General features: G+C 63.4%; 15 protein-coding genes. 10 read left to right on the top strand and 5 right to left on the bottom strand.

The genetic code is table 11. The annotated features are described in order from the left end of the window. Window positions 1–33: 33 nt before the first annotated feature. On the bottom strand, window positions 34–777 hold the full coding sequence (locus EN869_RS16500; protein WP_112127130.1) for an ATP-binding cassette domain-containing protein: 744 nt from the start codon (window positions 775–777) through the stop codon (window positions 34–36). A 451-nt stretch (window positions 778–1,228) separates the two neighbouring features. Here EN869_RS16500 and EN869_RS16495 point away from each other — a divergent pair, with 451 nt between their 5' ends. Next, on the top strand, window positions 1,229–2,218 hold the full coding sequence (locus EN869_RS16495) for a sugar-binding protein (protein WP_127229258.1): 990 nt from the start codon (window positions 1,229–1,231) through the stop codon (window positions 2,216–2,218). Window positions 2,219–2,314: 96 nt separating this feature from the next. Here the strand turns inward: EN869_RS16495 and EN869_RS16490 are convergent, their stop codons facing one another. Further along, on the bottom strand, window positions 2,315–3,376 hold the full coding sequence (locus tag EN869_RS16490; RefSeq protein ID WP_281015720.1) for an NAD(P)-dependent oxidoreductase: 1,062 nt from the start codon (window positions 3,374–3,376) through the stop codon (window positions 2,315–2,317). A 13-nt stretch (window positions 3,377–3,389) separates the two neighbouring features. Here EN869_RS16490 and EN869_RS16485 point away from each other — a divergent pair, with 13 nt between their 5' ends. Both EN869_RS16485 and EN869_RS16480 read left to right on the top strand, forming a co-directional pair. Continuing rightward, window positions 3,390–4,286: an NAD(P)-dependent oxidoreductase gene (locus EN869_RS16485; RefSeq protein ID WP_127229256.1), complete on the top strand. Its 897-nt coding sequence runs from the start codon at window positions 3,390–3,392 to the stop codon at window positions 4,284–4,286. 103 nt (window positions 4,287–4,389) lie between these two features. Then, window positions 4,390–5,166: a FadR/GntR family transcriptional regulator gene (locus EN869_RS16480; protein ID WP_127229255.1), complete on the top strand. Its 777-nt coding sequence runs from the start codon at window positions 4,390–4,392 to the stop codon at window positions 5,164–5,166. A gap of 212 nt (window positions 5,167–5,378) precedes the next feature. On the opposite strand, the gene EN869_RS16475 is transcribed toward EN869_RS16480, so the two are convergent. After that, a complete protein-coding gene (locus EN869_RS16475) occupies window positions 5,379–5,666 on the bottom strand; it encodes a DUF3175 domain-containing protein (protein WP_127229254.1) in 288 nt (95 codons plus the stop codon). A 157-nt stretch (window positions 5,667–5,823) separates the two neighbouring features. Between EN869_RS16475 and EN869_RS16470 the strand changes: the two genes are divergently transcribed. The 7 genes from EN869_RS16470 (at window position 5,824) to EN869_RS16440 (ending at window position 13,799) form a co-directional block, all read left to right on the top strand. Beyond that, window positions 5,824–7,053, top strand: coding sequence for an MFS transporter (locus tag EN869_RS16470; protein WP_245489312.1), 1,230 nt, complete (start codon window positions 5,824–5,826; stop codon window positions 7,051–7,053). A gap of 162 nt (window positions 7,054–7,215) precedes the next feature. Next, complete coding sequence (locus tag EN869_RS16465; protein ID WP_127229253.1) at window positions 7,216–8,244, top strand: LacI family DNA-binding transcriptional regulator; 1,029 nt, start codon at window positions 7,216–7,218, stop codon at window positions 8,242–8,244. Window positions 8,245–8,538: 294 nt separating this feature from the next. Further along, a complete protein-coding gene (locus EN869_RS16460) occupies window positions 8,539–9,663 on the top strand; it encodes a sugar ABC transporter substrate-binding protein (RefSeq protein WP_127229252.1) in 1,125 nt (374 codons plus the stop codon). A 75-nt stretch (window positions 9,664–9,738) separates the two neighbouring features. Further along, entirely contained in the window at window positions 9,739–11,283 is a 1,545-nt protein-coding gene (locus EN869_RS16455; protein ID WP_127229251.1) for a sugar ABC transporter ATP-binding protein, read from the top strand. Further along, entirely contained in the window at window positions 11,280–12,260 is a 981-nt protein-coding gene (locus EN869_RS16450; protein ID WP_127229250.1) for an ABC transporter permease, read from the top strand. The genes EN869_RS16455 and EN869_RS16450 overlap by 4 nt, the downstream gene beginning before the upstream one ends. After that, window positions 12,257–13,243 (top strand): ABC transporter permease, encoded by a 987-nt coding sequence (locus EN869_RS16445; protein ID WP_127229249.1) that lies wholly within the window; start codon window positions 12,257–12,259, stop codon window positions 13,241–13,243. The genes EN869_RS16450 and EN869_RS16445 overlap by 4 nt, the downstream gene beginning before the upstream one ends. Window positions 13,244–13,286: 43 nt before the next feature. After that, on the top strand, window positions 13,287–13,799 hold the full coding sequence (locus EN869_RS16440) for a gluconokinase (protein ID WP_245489313.1): 513 nt from the start codon (window positions 13,287–13,289) through the stop codon (window positions 13,797–13,799). Window positions 13,800–13,833: 34 nt separating this feature from the next. Here EN869_RS16440 and EN869_RS16435 read toward each other — a convergent pair whose 3' ends face one another. Both EN869_RS16435 and EN869_RS16430 read right to left on the bottom strand, forming a co-directional pair. After that, entirely contained in the window at window positions 13,834–14,979 is a 1,146-nt protein-coding gene (locus EN869_RS16435) for a hypothetical protein (protein ID WP_127229248.1), read from the bottom strand. Between the two features lie 167 nt (window positions 14,980–15,146). Then, a complete protein-coding gene (locus EN869_RS16430) occupies window positions 15,147–15,596 on the bottom strand; it encodes an Rrf2 family transcriptional regulator (RefSeq protein WP_027167615.1) in 450 nt (149 codons plus the stop codon). Between the last annotated feature and the right edge of the window lie 43 nt (window positions 15,597–15,639).

The raw sequence follows: 15,639 nt of genomic DNA, 5'->3' as shown, positions 1-15,639 counted from the left end.
CTTTCCTGAGAGACATGACGCCGATCCACACGACTACGCAACCTGTTCGATGGCGCCCGTGATCAGCCCGGTGACCTCCTCGGGCGAGCTCGAGGCGATTTTCTTGTCGGCCACCTTGCGGCCGCGCCGCATGACGATGACGCGGTCGGCGACGTCGAACACGTCGGGCATGCGGTGGCTGATCAGCACCACGGCGATGCCCTGGTCGCGCAGATGGCGGATGAGGTTGAGCACCTCGGCGACCTGCCGGACCGAGATCGCCGCCGTCGGCTCGTCCATTAGCACGATCTTGGCCTGCGACAGCATGGTGCGGGCGATCGCCACCGCCTGGCGCTGGCCGCCCGACATCTGCTTGACCAGGTCGCGCGGCCGCGTCTCGGATTTCAGCTCGGCAAAGAGCTGGCCGGCGCGCTTGTACATCGCGGCGTAGTCGAGGATGCGGAACGGGCCGATGCCGCGGCGCAGCTCGCGGCCGAGATAGACGTTTGCCGCGGCCGTCAGATTGTTGCAGAGCGCCAGGTCCTGGTGGACGATCTCGATGCCGTGCTGGCGGGCCTCGGCCGGCTTGTGCATGACAATCTCCTTGCCCTCCAGATGCATGGTGCCATGGCTCGGGCGGAAATTGCCGGCGATCATCTTGACCAGCGTCGACTTGCCGGCGCCGTTGTCGCCCATCAGGCCGACGACCTCGCCAGCCTCCAGCGAGAACGAGACATCGTTGACCGCCTGGATGGCGCCGAAATGCTTCGAGATGTTGGCGAGTTCGAGAACCGACACCAGCCTTAAGCCTCCCCATTTGTTGACGCAGCGGTTTGCCGGCTTGCCAGCAGTGCTTACGTTCCGCCGTCCATCTCCTCACGAACGGCGCGATACATGCATTTAGGCAAAAGCCGGCAAAGCCGTCAATCAATTGTCTGACGATTAATTTCGAGACTCGACAAAAAATCGGTTTTGTAGGACAAATAGGAATTGACCGTTGGCGAAAAGCCGATATTAGCTAGCCTCGGAGGAATAATTTGCCCATCGAGCGCGTATACGGCGGAACGGGGCAAATGGCTTGACTATCAAGGATCCGGCTGCGCCAGTATTGGGGCAGATGGATCGGCAAATGCTTATCAGCCCGGCCCGGGACACGAGCATTGGGAAGATGCTCGGCATCGTTCTTGCGCATCCGGTCTGATCGGTGTGGCGGGCACGCGGTGTCCGTCTGTTTCAAGGGAGGACTGATATGAGGAAAACACTTTTGCTTGCCGCCGTCGCCGCCATGGCGTTGGGCGCCGGGCCGGCTTTAGCCAAGAAACAGCTCGTCATCGTCGTGAAAGGTCTCGACAATCCATTCTTCGAAGCCATCCATCAAGGCTGCGAGAAGTGGAACAAGGAAAACGCCAGCTCGGAATATGAGTGCTTCTACACCGGTCCGGCTTCGACCTCGGATGAAGCCGGCGAGGCGCAGATCGTGCAGGACATGCTGAGCAAGCCTGACACGGTCGCGATGGCGATCTCGCCGTCCAACGCGCCGCTGATCGCGCAGACGATCAAGAGCGCCAATCCGTCGATCCCGATCATGACGGTCGACGCCGATCTTGCCAAGGAAGACGCCGCCCTGCGCAAGACTTATCTCGGCACCGACAACTACCTGATGGGCAAGAAGATCGGCGAATACATCAAGAAGGCCAAGCCGAATGGCGGCACGGTCTGCACCATCGAAGGCAATCCGGCGGCAGACAACATCCTGCGCCGCGCGCAAGGTATGCGCGATGCGCTGTCGGGTAAGGAAGGCCTCGCGGCACTTGCCGGCGAAGGCGGCTGGACCGAAGCCCCCGGCTGCCCGGTGTTCACCAATGACGACGGCGCCAAGGGCGTGCAGGCGATGACCGACATCCTCGCCGCCAATCCGAAGCTCGACGCCTTCGGCATCATGGGCGGCTGGCCGCTGTTCGGCGCCCCGCAGCCCTATCGCGACCTGTTCAAGCCGATGGCCGACAAGATCGCAAAGAACGAGTTCGTCATCGGCGCCGCCGACACGATCGGCGACGAGGTGGCGATCGCCAAGGAAGGCCTGGTGACCGCGCTGGTCGGGCAGCGGCCGTTCGAAATGGGCTACAAGGCGCCGGCGGTGATGCTCGACCTTATCGGCGGCAAGAAAGTCGACGATCCGGTCTTCACCGGCCTTGACGAATGCACCAAGGAAACGGCCGACACCTGCATCCAGAAGTAGGCGCTGGCGGTATCCAGAACCGCAGAAAAAGGGGGCGCCCATGAGGCGCCCCCGATTTTTTCAGCTTCGCTTTCGCGGGACAGCCGTTTCCCGCGGTCAAATCTTCTGCTTCACGCCGTCCTTCGAGGGCGTCAGGTCGACGCCATTGAGCTTGCCGATATGGGTGGCAAGCATCGGCACGTATTGTTCGGCGGGACCGGCGGCATGCGCCATCGCGAACGAATTCTTGGTGGCGTTGCCGAGCGGGTTGGCAATTCCCGCCGCGCCCGCCATCGATCCCAGATAGGTCAGGTCCTTGAAGGCATTGGCGATGGTGAACTTATGCGCGTCGCGGTCGCCCTCGAGCGTCCAGCGCATGAAGGTCTGGTAGAAGCCGCAATCCATGCGGCCGTTGCGGATGACGCTGTCGAAACGCTGCGGGGAAATGCCGACCTTCTCGGCCAGCGCCAATGCTTCCGAATAGATCGCGGCATAGCCCAGCGAGATGAAGTTGTTGAGCAGCTTCATGCGGTGCCCGTCGCCGGTGTCGCCGATATGGACGATGCGGCCGGCCCAAGTCTCGATCACCGGCTTTAGCCTGGCGAACAGCGCGTCCGACGCGCCGACCATCGCATCGAGCGTACCTTCCCAGGCTTCTTTCGGCGTGCGGCTGAGCGGCGCGTCGACCAGCTCGACACCGATTGCCTTGAGCTCGGCGGCCAAGGCCACGGTCGAGACCGGGTCGGAGGTTGAGCAATCGACCACGACCGATCCCTTCTTGAGGCCTTCCTTCAGCCCGCCCGGACCGCGAATGATCTCTTCGACCTCCCGCGAGCCGGTGACGCAGATGAAGACGATGTCGGAGGCGGCGGCCACATCCTTGGACGTCGCGGCTTCCGTCGCGCCGCGGCTGAGCAGATCCTCCGCCGGCTTGCGGTTCTTGCGGCCGAGGAAGGTCAGCGGATAGCCCTTGTCGACGATGTTCTTGGCGATGCCGTGCCCCATCAGGCCGAGGCCTATGAAACCGATGTTTTCGCGGGCAGCGGTGGTGCTCATGTCGTCTGTTTCCTGTCTTTCGTGGTGAAAGCGCGCTCGGCGCGCGATAGGTTTTCGCGGATCGCGGTAGCGGGCGATTGCGGAATGCCATATTGTCCGACAATACACATAATTCCCGAGCATTGTGGAGAGTAAAATGACGAAGCGGATCATGTTCACCGGCGGCAGCGGCAAGGCAGGCCGTCACGTCGTGCAGTATCTGGTCGAACATGGCTGCCAGGTGCTCAACATCGATACCAAGCCGCTCGACAATCCCAAAGTGCGCACCTTGATCACCGACATCACCGACAGCGGACAGGTTTTCAACGCGTTGTCGAGCTATATGGGCCTGCACGAGTTCGATCCATCGCTGAGGGCGCAGCCGGTCGACGCCGTGGTGCATTTCGCGGCGATCCCGCGCATCATGATCACGCCGGACAACGAGGTGTTCCGCGTCAATGCGATGGGCACCTACAATGTCATCGAGGCGGCGGTGAAGCTCGGCATCCGCAAGGTCATCATCGCCTCCTCGGAAACGACCTACGGCCTGGTCTTCGCCAACGAGCCGCGCAATCCGACGCATTTCCCGCTCGACGAGGATTACGACGTCGACCCGATGGACTCTTACGCGCTCTCGAAGATCGTCAACGAGAAGACCGCGCGGGCGTTCGCGCTGCGCAGCGGCTTCGACATCTATGCGCTGCGCATCGGCAATGTCATCGAGCCGCATGAATATTCGCTGTTCCCGAAATGGTTCGCCGATCCGGGCTTCCGCAAGCGGATCGCCTGGAGCTACATCGACGCGCGCGATCTCGGCCAGATCACGCTCAAGGCCATCGAGAAGGATGGGTTGGGCTACCAGGTGTTCAACGCGGCCAATGACGACACCTCATCGGACCTGCCAACGGCGGAGCTTTTGAAGCGCTTTTATCCGGGTGTGCCGGTCAAGGCCGAACTCGGCGAATATGAGACGCTGCTTTCGAACCGCAAGGCGCGCGAGGTGCTCGGCTTCCGGCCGGAGCACAGCTGGCGCAAATACGTCAAAACCGCGTGAGGTTGCCCTCAAATGCTGGTTGATCTGTGCACATCCTCTCGCCTTGCGGCAAAGCTTGCTTGCGATGCTTGACAGCCCCTGAAAACCGGATTTTTTGGATCACATGCGGGACGCAAAGCCGAACAACGAAAAGAAGCTGACGAAGATGGAGGCTGCGGAGCGTCCGGCCGGCGTCCGACGGGCCAATGCGCCGCGCATCCCCGGCGCCAGCGTTCACACTTCCTTAGCCAGCGAAATCGGCCTTCGGATCGTGCGCGGCGACTATCCGCCGGGCACCATCCTGCCCAATGAAGCGAAATGGTCCGAGACCTTCGAGGTCAGCCGCTCGGCGGTGCGCGAGGCGATCAAGATGCTGATGGCAAAGAGCCTTCTGGCGTCGCGGCCGAAGATCGGCAGCTGGGTCGAGCCCAAGGAACGCTGGAACCTGCTCGACCGCGACGTGCTGTCCTGGTACGCGACGTCGCCCGATCGCGAGGTGTTCCTGAGGACGGTGCAGGAGTTCCGTCACATCATCGAGCCGGAGGCGACGGCCTTCGCGGCGATGCGGCGCACCGACGAGCAGATGGCCGAGATCAGTCTGGCCTGCCGCGAGATGGGCGAGGCCACCAACCTGCAGGAGCGCACCCGCGCTGACACGCGCTTCCATCTCGCCATCCTCAGGGCCTCGGGCAACGATCTGCTGGTGCCGCTCGGCGTGCTGATCGAATCCGCCTTCGACCACCTCTTCACCTATACGACGCGCGAGCTGGACGATCTGCACCACGTCCAGAAGCTGCATGAGGCGATCGAAAGGAGCATCCGCCTGCAACGGCCCGATGCGGCGCGCAACGCGGTGCGCAAGCTGCTGGCCAATACCGACGAAGTGATCCAGTCCCGCTAAGGTCCATTGATATTCAGCTGAGGCCGAGCTGAGACCGGCGGCTTCCGGTGCTCACGTGCTGAAAGTACGCTCCGCTCCGGCCTTCGCCGGCCGAAGCCCTCATAAGTGTCTTCGCCCGATGAAGGCTACGGCCGGCGTAGGCCGGTTCTCGGAAGCCACCATTCTCAGCTCGGCCTGACCTGAATCTCAACAGACCTCAATCCTTCCAGCGCCTAATTCTGTTTCTCGCGACCAAACGCTGCACGCAACTCGTCCTTGGCTTTCTCCAGCACCCGCTTGCGCTTCTCCGGCAGGTTCCTGCCGGCGCGGTTGATATAGAAATTCAACATCGACATGGCGGATTGGAACGGCTCCGCCTTGCGGCGGTCGCTGTGCTCAGCCGATCGCTTCAGCGATGCGGCGATCTTCTTGGCATCATCGGACTCAAAGACATGATCCTCGAGATCCAGCGCATCGCTGTGCTCGGTCACGTCGGCCGACCATTTCTTCTTGGCGGTCATGGCGAACTCCTTCCTTCAGGGGCAAAACTCGATGGTGAGGGGTGGGTTCCGGTTCTGGAGCCACGGAATTACCGGTCGTGGCGCTGCTCGGGCCGGCAAATGGGCCGATAGTGCGCCCAAACACGCGGTCACGCGAAAATCGCGGACAGGAGACGCCGTGACGGCAGTACCAGCAAACGCGGCAGACAATGCCGGCATCGACAGCGTCTATGCATGGACGCGGCTTGGCATTTCCCTGCTGCTGGCGACGATCGGCGGTGTCGGCATGTGGGCGGTGGTCGTGGTCTTGCCGGCGGTTCAGGCTGAATTCGGCGTCGACCGCGCCGCTGCCTCGATGCCCTACACCGCGACAATGGTGGGCTTCGCCGCCGGCAATGTGCTGGTCGGCCGCGCCATCGACCGCGTCGGCTACTGGATCCCCGCGCTTGTTTCCTCAATCGCGCTGGTTGCCGGCTTCGGGCTGGCGTCGCTCTCCACCTCGATTGTGCAGTTCACGCTCGCTCAAGGCATATTGATCGGGGCGGGGACATCGGCGATTTTCGGACCGCTGATCGCCGACATCTCGCACTGGTTCAATCGCCGACGCGGCGTTGCCGTGGCTACGGCTGCAGCCGGCAGCTATCTCGCCGGAACGGTCTGGCCGACGATCATAACGCCGCTGATGAAGGCGGAGGGCTGGCGCTTCACCTATGTGGCCATCGGCATCGCCTGCCTGGTGACGATGGTGCCGCTGGTTCTGATGCTGCGACGCGGCGCCCCGGCGGTCGTTTCGGGCTCGCCAGGCGCGCGCCTGGTCCAGCCGATTTCATTGTCGCCGACCGCGCTTCAGGTGCTGCTCGTCATTGCCGGTCTGGGCTGTTGCGTGGCGATGTCGATGCCGCAGGTGCATATCGTCGCCTATTGCATGGACCTCGGCTATGGCGTCGCGCATGGCGCCGATATGCTGTCGATCATGATGGCCGCCGGCGTCGTCAGCCGCCTTGCTTCCGGCTTCATCGCCGACCGGATCGGCGGGGTCAGGACCTTGTTGATCGGTTCGGTGCTGCAGTGCCTGTCGCTGTTCTTCTACATTCCCTTCGACGGCCTTGCCTCGCTCTATGTCGTCTCGCTGGTGTTCGGCTTGTCGCAAGGCGGCATCGTGCCTTGCTATGCCATCATCGTGCGGGAATACATGCCCGCCAAGGAAGCTGGCCAGCGCGTCGGCATCGTCATCATGGCGACCATTTTCGGCATGGCCATCGGCGGCTGGATGTCGGGCTGGATCTACGACCTCACCGGGTCCTACTCAGCCGCCTTTCTCAACGGGATCGCATGGAACCTGCTCAATATCATCGCGATGGTCCTGGTTTTCTGGAAGGCAAGACGCAGCGGCGTCGTCACGGTCTGACGGCCCACGCCGCTTCTGCAGGAAACGCTCCAGCTTGACAACAAATCGCGGCTGCGCGACGCCAAGGCCAATGGACGTGGCACAGGCCTGCGACATGGCGATACCGAGTGCGATGGCATTGCGAGAACGCAGCGGGCGGGATTTGCCGCGCGAGGCTCGCCCTTGACCAGGCCTCGTTCCCGCCGTGGCGGCGGCCGTCCGACCATCGCCGATGTGGCGCGCAAGGCCGGCGTCGGCGCGATCACCGTGTCGCGCGCGCTGCGCGAGCCCGGACGGGTGTCGGAAGACCTTCGCCGACAGATACAGGCCGCGGTCGACGAGCTTGGTTATGTCCCGGACCCGAACGCGCGCGCGCTCGCCTCGGCGCGCGCCGAAGTGTTCGGCGTGCTGGTCCCTTCGCTCACCAACAACGTCTTCGCCGAGGTGGTGCGCGGCATCTATGACAGCCTCTCCGACAGCCCGTTCCGCATCCAGATCGGCAACACGCATTATTCCGGCCTTGAGGAAGAGCGCCTGCTGCAGGTTTTCGGATCGCAACGGCCGGCGGCGCTGATCGTGGCCGGCATCGACCAGACGCCCAGCGCGCGACGACTGCTGGAGAATGCCGGCTGCCCGGTGGTGCAGGTGATGGAGACCGGGCCGGACCCGGTCGACATGATGGTCGGCTTTTCGCATCTGGACGGCGGCAGGACGGCCGCCGAGCACCTCCTTCAGGCCGGCTACCGCAAGATCGGCTTCATCGGCGCGCGGATGGATCCGCGTTCGCAGCGGCGCCTTGCCGGCTATCGCGCCGCCATGGAGACCGCCGGTCTGTTCGATCCGCGGCTGATCACCACGACGCCCGTGCCGTCAAGCGTGAGCCTCGGGCGCGAGCTGTTCCGCGACGCGCTGGCCAAGATGCCGACGCTGGACGGCGTGTTCTGCAACAATGACGATATCGCGCTCGGCGTCCTGTTCGAATGCCACCGCGCATCGATCGACGTGCCGAAGCAGATCGGCATTGTCGGCTTCAATGACCTCGACATGATGCAGGTGGCGTTTCCTTCCATCACCAGCGTGCGCACGCACCGCTATGAGATCGGCACCCGGTCCGTCGCCATGGCGCTTGCGGCGATTGCCGGAAACCCACCGCAACAGCGCATCGTCGATCTCGGTTTCGAGCTCATGCGGCGCGAGAGCACGGCGCGTTGAAGAGTCTGGAAAAATGCCCAACGCGGCGCTTTACACCCAGTCATGGTAGCGCTACCATTTGTCTATAAAATCAACATCCGGCAAGGTCGGGGAGGCTGTTTATTATACATAAGCAACAGTCCGATCTTGTTTATTATGTATAATATGATAGTTTTCTAAATTGCCAGGAGAGGTGGGGAAGAGGAGGATCAGGGCGACGGGGACGTCTCCGTGAGCGCGTTCGGTTCGGTGGAGTATGCCGGCCGGTAGCGCCATGATTCATCACAAGCAGAACTGCAACTGGGAGGAATATCGATGATCAAGTCACTCGTTGGCGGCGTCATTGCCGCCACTGCATTCGTCATGCTGAGTTCGTCGGCGATCGCCGGACCTGAAGTGGTCAAGGGACCCGCGGCAGAGCCGGACTGCTTTGCGCCATGGGCAGCCGACACGCAGTTTTTCAAGTTTCCGAAGAAAGACGGTCCTTACCGTATCGCGCTTGCCAACGGCTACATCGCCAACACCTGGCGCATCCAGATGATCCAGACGGCCAAGGCCTACGCGGCGCAGCCGGACGTCGCCAAGAAGATCAAGGAATTCAAGGTCGTGTCGACCGGCGAAGACGTGCCGGCGCAGATTTCGGCGATCAACAACTTCATCGATTCCGGCTTTGACGCGATCGTCGTCAACGCCCAGAATCCGACCGCCTTCGGGCCGGTCATCAAGCGCGCCAAGGAAGCCGGCGTTGTGCTTGTCGCCTTCGACAACATCCTCGACACCAAGGACGCCATCAACGTCAATGTCGACCAGAAGGGCCTGGGAGAGCTCTGGGGCAAATGGCTGGTCGCGCATGTGCCAAACGGCGGCAAGGTGCTCGAGGTGCGCGGTGTCGCCGGCACCTCCGTCGATACCGATCGCCACAACGGCATCCACGAGGTGCTCGATGGATCGGGCAAGAAGTGGAATGTCACCGAGGTCGTCGGCAAGTGGGATGACGGCGTGGCGCAAAAGGCCACGGCCGACGCGATCGCCACCAGCGGGCCGTTCGACGGCATCACCGGGCAAGGCGGCGACACCGGCATCGTGCAGGCGATGATCGATGCCAAGCATCCGTTCGTGCCGTTCGGCGGCGAGACGGAGAACGGCTTCCGCAAATTCTGTGCCGCCCACGCTGCTGATGGACTGAAGTGCTCGTCCGCCGGCACCGGCCCCGCACAGGTGGCGGTTGCCATCAAGACCGCGATCTCGGCGCTTGAGGGCAATGTCGTGCCGCAATCGGTCAAGCTGCCCTTGGCAATCGTGGAGGATCCGAACTTCAAGGCCGGCCAGGACTTCTTCCCCGACCAGTCCGACAATTTCTTCGTCGGCAATTCCTTCCCGACCTGCGGCATCAATTTCACCGCGCAGGAAATTATGGGCCAGACCAAGGAAAACAAATAATCTGACCGGACGGTGTCGCGGCGAGCCCGCGGCACCGTCGCCTATCGCCAAATTGAAACCGGCCGGGGAGGGCTGATGGACGGCGCGGCTCCGCTCTTCCGCATGGAAGGCATATCCAAGCGCTATGGCGGCGTGCGGGCCTTGGAAAAGGCCGACCTCACGGTCACCGCCGGCGGCATCCACGCCATTCTCGGTGAGAACGGCGCCGGCAAGTCGACGCTGATCAAGGTCATGGCGGGCGTCGTGGCGCCCGACGAAGGTACGATGACGCTTGACGGCCACGAGGTGAGTTTCGCCTCGCCGGCCGCGGCCAACCAGGCCGGCATCGTCTGCATCTTCCAGGAACTGTCGCTCATCCCCGAATTGAGCGTCGCCGACAACATCGTCATTTCCGATCCGCCGAAGCGCTTCGGCATGATCGACCGCAAGGCGCAGCGGCGCATCGCGGAACAAGCGCTGGCACGCGCCGGAGCTTCCGACATCCATCCCTGTGCCCTGGTCAAGGACCTGCCGCTGTCGCGCCGGCAGATGGTGGAGATCGCCAAGGCATTGGCCCGGAAACCGCGTATCCTGATCCTCGACGAAGCGACCTCGGCGCTGACGGCGGCGGATGTCGCCAAGGTCTTCGAGGTGCTGAAGCGGCTGCGGTCGGAAGGACTGGCGCTGCTTTACATCTCGCACCGCATGAACGAGATCGCCGAGCTCGCCGACCACTGCACGGTGTTCCGCAACGGTCGCAACGTCGCCAGCTACCCAGCGGGCTCGAAGAGCGACAATGAGGTGGTCGAGCTGATGATCGGCCGCGAATACAGCCATATCTTCCCGCCGAAACCCGGTCCAGCTCCGGCCGCCACGACGGTTCTCGAAGCGCGCAAGCTCTCCTGGGCCGACCGGCTGGACAATATCTCGTTGAGTGTCAAGGCGGGGGAGATCGTGGGCCTCGGCGGTCTCGACGGGCAGGGGCAGCGCGAATTGCTGCTTGCCTTCTTTGGCGTGCTGCGCGGCATTTCCGGCGAGATCCTGATCGACGGCAAGCCCGTTTCGATCGCCAGCCCGACCGCGGCCAGCCATGGCCGCATCGGCATGGCGCTGATCCCGGAGGATCGCAAGACCGAAGGGCTGATGCTGCCGATGACGGTGCGCGAGAACCTATCCTTCGCGGCGCTCGACAGGCTGTCGAAAGCGGGCATCATCGACCGCGTCGCCGAGCAGCGGCTGATCGACGACATGGTCGGGCTGCTGGCGATCAAGACAGCCGGGCTCGACATCCCCGTCGGCGCGCTTTCCGGCGGCAACCAGCAGAAGGTGGTGATCGCCAAATGGCTGATGCGGCAGCCGCGCATCATCCTGCTCAACGATCCGACGCGCGGCATCGATGTCGGCACCAAGCAGGAGCTCTACCAGCTGATGCGCAAGCTGGCGGACGCGGGCGCCGCGATCCTGTTCTACTCGACCGACTATGACGAGCTGATCGGCTGCTGCGACCGCGTGCTGGTGCTCTATGACGGGGCGGTCAAGCGCGAGCTGGTCGGCGCCGAGATCACCGAGCACGCGCTGATCGCCAGCGCGCTCAACATCCACGGCGATGACAACCGCATCGGGCTGGGAGGCAAGGCGTGAAGGACTGGCGCTACTGGCTGGCCGAGCAGCGCGGAACGCTTTTCGCCTTCGGCATCTTCATCGTCATGTTCGCCATTTACAGCGCGAACCATCCGGCCGGCTTCACCGCCAATGTCGTGCAGACCGCCGCCAACAAGGGCGTGCTGCTCGCCTTCGTCGCCATGGCGCAGACATTGGTGGTGATCACCGCCGGCATCGACCTGTCGGTCGGCATGATCTTCACGCTGACCAACTGCATGGCTTCATGGCTGGTGATCGGCACCGGCCTCGAGACGGGGTTTGGAGTGTTGGCGGTGCTCGGCACCGGGCTGCTCTGCGGCGCGATCAACGGCGCCATCATCATCTACGGCCGGCTGCAGCCGATTGTGGCCACGATCGCGACGGGCGCCGTCTTTTTCGGCCTCGCGCTGCTTTTGCGGCCGGTTCCCGGTGGTTCGGTCAACGAGGACCTTGCGGATTTCCTGACCGGGCGTTTCTTCGGCGTAGTGCCGGCGAGCCTCGTTGCGCTGCTCGTCGTCGTGCTGGTCGTCTGGGTGCCGTTCAGCCGCTCCGAATTCGGGCGCGCCGCTTATGCGGCCGGTTCATCGGAGATGGCGGCTTACATGTCTGGCGTGCCGATCCGCAGGGGCAAGTTTCTGGCCTACACGCTTGCCGGCCTGCTGGCGGCCATCGGCGGCCTGTTCCTGACCTTCTTCACCTATACAGGCGAGGCGGCCTATGCGAGCGGCAACGCCTACACGCTGTTCTCGATTGCCGCCGTTGTGCTCGGCGGCGTGTCGCTGTTCGGCGGCAAGGGCAGCGCCATCGGCGCCATCTTCGGCGCGCTCGCCTTCCGCACCATCGGCGACCTCTTGTTCGTCTTCGACTTCGATCCGCTCTGGCAGCCGCTGTTCCAGGGCGTTATCCTGTTGATCGCGGTCAGCCTCGGTGCTTTCGCGCTGTTTCGGGTGCGCAACCGGCTGGAGTGGTTCCTGTGAGCGAGACGACACTCGGCGGCCTCGCCGGTCGCATGCCCAAATTTCTGCGACGCGCCGATCCGGCTGTCGTCACCGCCTTTGCCTGCATCGTGCTGCTGCTTTTCCTTGGCAGCCTCTACTCGCGCAGCTTCCTGTCGCCGGAATATCTGTTGCAGCAGTTGAAGGTCGCGTCCTTCCTCGGCGTCATCGCGACCGGCATGATGCTGGTCATCCTGCTCGGCCAGATCGACCTCTCAGTGCCATGGGCGGTGGCGGCGGGCGCCATGATGGCCTGCGCGGCGGCGGCCTACGGGTCGGCCGGCGTCGCTTTGGCCATTCCCTTCGGGGTGCTATGCGGCGTCGCGATCGGCATCGTCAACGGCATCGGCGTCGCCTATCTGCGCATCCCATCAATGATTATCACCTTAGCCACCAACGCCGTCGCGCAAGGGCTGATGGTGGTCTATACGGGCGGCTTCTCGCCACAGGATTCAGCGACCGCGGCGATGCGCTACCTGGCAACCGGCTTCACCATTCCCGGTGTTCCCAACGCCGTCATCATCTGGGCGCTGATCGGCGCCGCGATGGTCTTCATGCTGACCCGCTCCAGCTTCGGACGCGCAGTCTACGGCATCGGCAACCGCGAGCGCGCCGCCTACCTTTCCGGCATCGACACGCGCCGCATCGTGCTGATCGCCTTCGCCGTCTCCGGCGGGTTGTCGGCTTTTGGCGGCGTGCTTCTGGCCGGGTATGCCTCGAAGGCGGCGCAGTCGATGGGCGACGCCTATCTGCTGCCGTCGATCGCCGCCGTCGTGTTGGGCGGTACGTCGATTCTCGGCGGGCGCGGCTCCTATCTCGGCACGGTGGCGGGCGTGATCCTGATCACGCTCTTGCAATCCATCCTCTCGGTGATGCAGATGCCGGAGGCGGGGCGGCAGATCATCTATGGTGTCGTCATCGTCGCCATGCTTCTGCTTTACGGGCGCGCGCCGGCAAGCCGCTGACCGTGGATCAGGCGAGCGCAATACCGTAGTCCCGGAGCCTTGCATGAACGATCTCAGGACGGCGCTGGCCATCGTCGTGATGGGTGTTGCAGGTTGCGGCAAGACGGCCGTCGGCGAGGCGCTCGCCAAGGCTCTCAGCGCCGACTTCATCGAAGGAGACCGGCTGCATCCGCCGGAGAATGTAGCGCGCATGGCGCGCGGCGAGCCGCTGACGGATGCGCTGCGCGAGGGCTGGCTCGACGCCATAGGCGAGCGTATCGCGAGCTCGGTTGCCGGTGGACACAAAGCGGTGGCTGCCTGCTCGGCGCTGAAACGCAGCTACCGCGACCGGCTGGAACGCTTCTGCCCCGGCATCGTCTTCCTCTATCTCAAGATCGATCGCGAAACCGCTTGGCGACGGGTGGCCAATCGCAAGGGCCATTTCATGCCGGCCAGCCTCGTCGACAGCCAGTTTGCCACGCTGGAAGAGCCTGCCGACGATGAGTTGGCTGTGACAATCGACGGAACGCAAACGGTTGCAAAGATCGTGAAAGAGATCATCGGCCAGAGCCTGTGAAGCTGAACAGATCCTGGAGCGGATCCGAAGACCCTCACGCGCCGTCGTCTCCGATCGCGGCTTCGCTCGGTCGCTCGGTCAATCGCATCGCGCTTGACCACGCCATCATCTGCTCCGGACAGAGTTTGAGCGTTTCCAGCATATGGTCGCGTTTCGACAGGATGTATCCCGCCTGAACGGCGAGGTTCTTCGCTGCTGTGTCCTTTGCCGGCGATGCGGGGACTTGCAGGCCCGCGCTCAGCTCGCCGATGATCGCGCGATACTGCCGAAACGGGACCGTCTCGATCGTCGCCATATGAAACAGCGCCGCGCCGGCACGCGCGGCGAAGTTTGCCGGCGCCGAGGCAAGGTGTGTCCAGCCACGCTCGCCCATCGCGGCCTCGGCGAAGGCCGAGCCGGCATAGACGGTGTTGGTCATCAGCACGACACCGTTTCCCTTGAGCACCTTCTGGATGCGCGTCGTAACCTGATAGGCGTCGGTGCGCTCAAAGACGATGCGGCTTTTCAGGAAACGGTTCTCGACCTTGACCAATGGCGGGTTGATCACGCGGAAGCCGAATTGGCTCGGCGAGAAGCCATGATACTGCGCGCTTACCTGATGGGCATCGAGACCGGCCTCATGCAGGGCGCGCTTGCCCATGATCGTCTGCGCGGTGAACTGGTCGCACCATATGATGGCGCCGCGCCCTTTGCGCAGGGCCTCTCGCAGACCTTCGAGGCCTTCCAGCCGGATCGCCGGCGTCCAGCGCCAGCCGGCGACGAGATGCGCCGCAACCAGCAGCCGCCGGGAGTGAAGGGCGGCAAGCTGTCTTTCGAACATGCTTTTCGTGTCGACGGCGTCGCCGAGCACAGCCTTCACGGCGACGTCGTAGCGGGCGAATTCCTTGCGAAAGTGGCGCCTGCGCCTCAGCCTGGACACCCAACCGCAGATGGGGTCCCACCAGGAGACCGGAAGCGTCGCGGCGACGCCGAGATAGAAGCAGGACAGCAAGCTCTCGCGCAGGTCCCGATTGGAGAAGCGGCGCAATTTGCCGGGACGGACGACCCTGCGGCTGAAGAAGCGAACGGACTCACCGCGTTGCGGCACTGGCACGTCGGCAGTGATCTCGGTGTGAAAGACGTCGCTGGACGATGGCTGCCGGCTGGCCTTGCGGGAATTGCCAAGCCAAGGCAGCCTCATGCGTCAGAGCCCTGTTTTCGTCCTCCCAGCCGCTTTACTGCGTCCGCGATAGACTGGCAACCGAGAGGCGACAGGTCGGGAAAGGCGGCATCTCGTCCCGCGCAATCGTACCGGAAGACTTGTGGCGAGGTCGGCGAACCCCAACCCGCTGCACACTTTTTCAGGTGTTAGATCTGGGAGGTGAGCTCCGCCGGGAAATCGTCGTTGTCGGCGTCGCGCATGGCGGCGAGGCTGCGGTTGTCGAGCACCTCGGCAATCGCCTGGCGCACTTCCAGCATCATGTGACGGACCTGGCAGGTGGCTTCGTCGCAGTCCTCGCAACGCTGATATTGCGTGCGGCTGGCGCAAGGGATCGGCGCCAGCGGCCCGTCGAGCACACGCACGACATGGCCGATCTTGATCTCGGAAGCGGGCCGGGCGAGGCGATAGCCGCCTTCCTTGCCCTTGCGGCTCTGGACGAAGCCGGCATTGCGCAGCTCGCCCAGGATCGCGTCCAGGAATTTTTTCGGGATGTTGTTAGCGACGGCAATGTCGTTGACGAATGCAAGCTGACCAGCTGGCAGGCTGGAAAGATGCACGAGGGCCTTGAGGCCGTATTTGCCTTTTTTGGTCAGCATGCCCGATTCAATTCATCAAACCCCAATGCGTCTGCATCTGGCG

Source organism: Mesorhizobium sp. M2D.F.Ca.ET.226.01.1.1 (assembly GCF_004022705.2).
Lineage (GTDB): Bacteria > Pseudomonadota > Alphaproteobacteria > Rhizobiales > Rhizobiaceae > Mesorhizobium.
This window is presented reverse-complemented; position numbering and strand designations above follow the sequence as displayed.

Coding starts and splice junctions, on each gene's coding strand:
- EN869_RS16495 (WP_127229258.1), top strand. CDS start 1,229: ATGAGGAAAACACTTTTGCTTGCCGCCGTCGCCGCCATGGCGTTGGGC.
- EN869_RS16490 (WP_281015720.1), bottom strand. CDS start 3,376: ATGCTCGGGAATTATGTGTATTGTCGGACAATATGGCATTCCGCAATC.
- EN869_RS16485 (WP_127229256.1), top strand. CDS start 3,390: ATGACGAAGCGGATCATGTTCACCGGCGGCAGCGGCAAGGCAGGCCGT.
- EN869_RS16480 (WP_127229255.1), top strand. CDS start 4,390: ATGCGGGACGCAAAGCCGAACAACGAAAAGAAGCTGACGAAGATGGAG.
- EN869_RS16475 (WP_127229254.1), bottom strand. CDS start 5,666: ATGACCGCCAAGAAGAAATGGTCGGCCGACGTGACCGAGCACAGCGAT.
- EN869_RS16460 (WP_127229252.1), top strand. CDS start 8,539: ATGATCAAGTCACTCGTTGGCGGCGTCATTGCCGCCACTGCATTCGTC.
- EN869_RS16455 (WP_127229251.1), top strand. CDS start 9,739: ATGGACGGCGCGGCTCCGCTCTTCCGCATGGAAGGCATATCCAAGCGC.
- EN869_RS16440 (WP_245489313.1), top strand. CDS start 13,287: ATGAACGATCTCAGGACGGCGCTGGCCATCGTCGTGATGGGTGTTGCA.
- EN869_RS16435 (WP_127229248.1), bottom strand. CDS start 14,979: ATGAGGCTGCCTTGGCTTGGCAATTCCCGCAAGGCCAGCCGGCAGCCA.
- EN869_RS16430 (WP_027167615.1), bottom strand. CDS start 15,596: ATGCTGACCAAAAAAGGCAAATACGGCCTCAAGGCCCTCGTGCATCTT.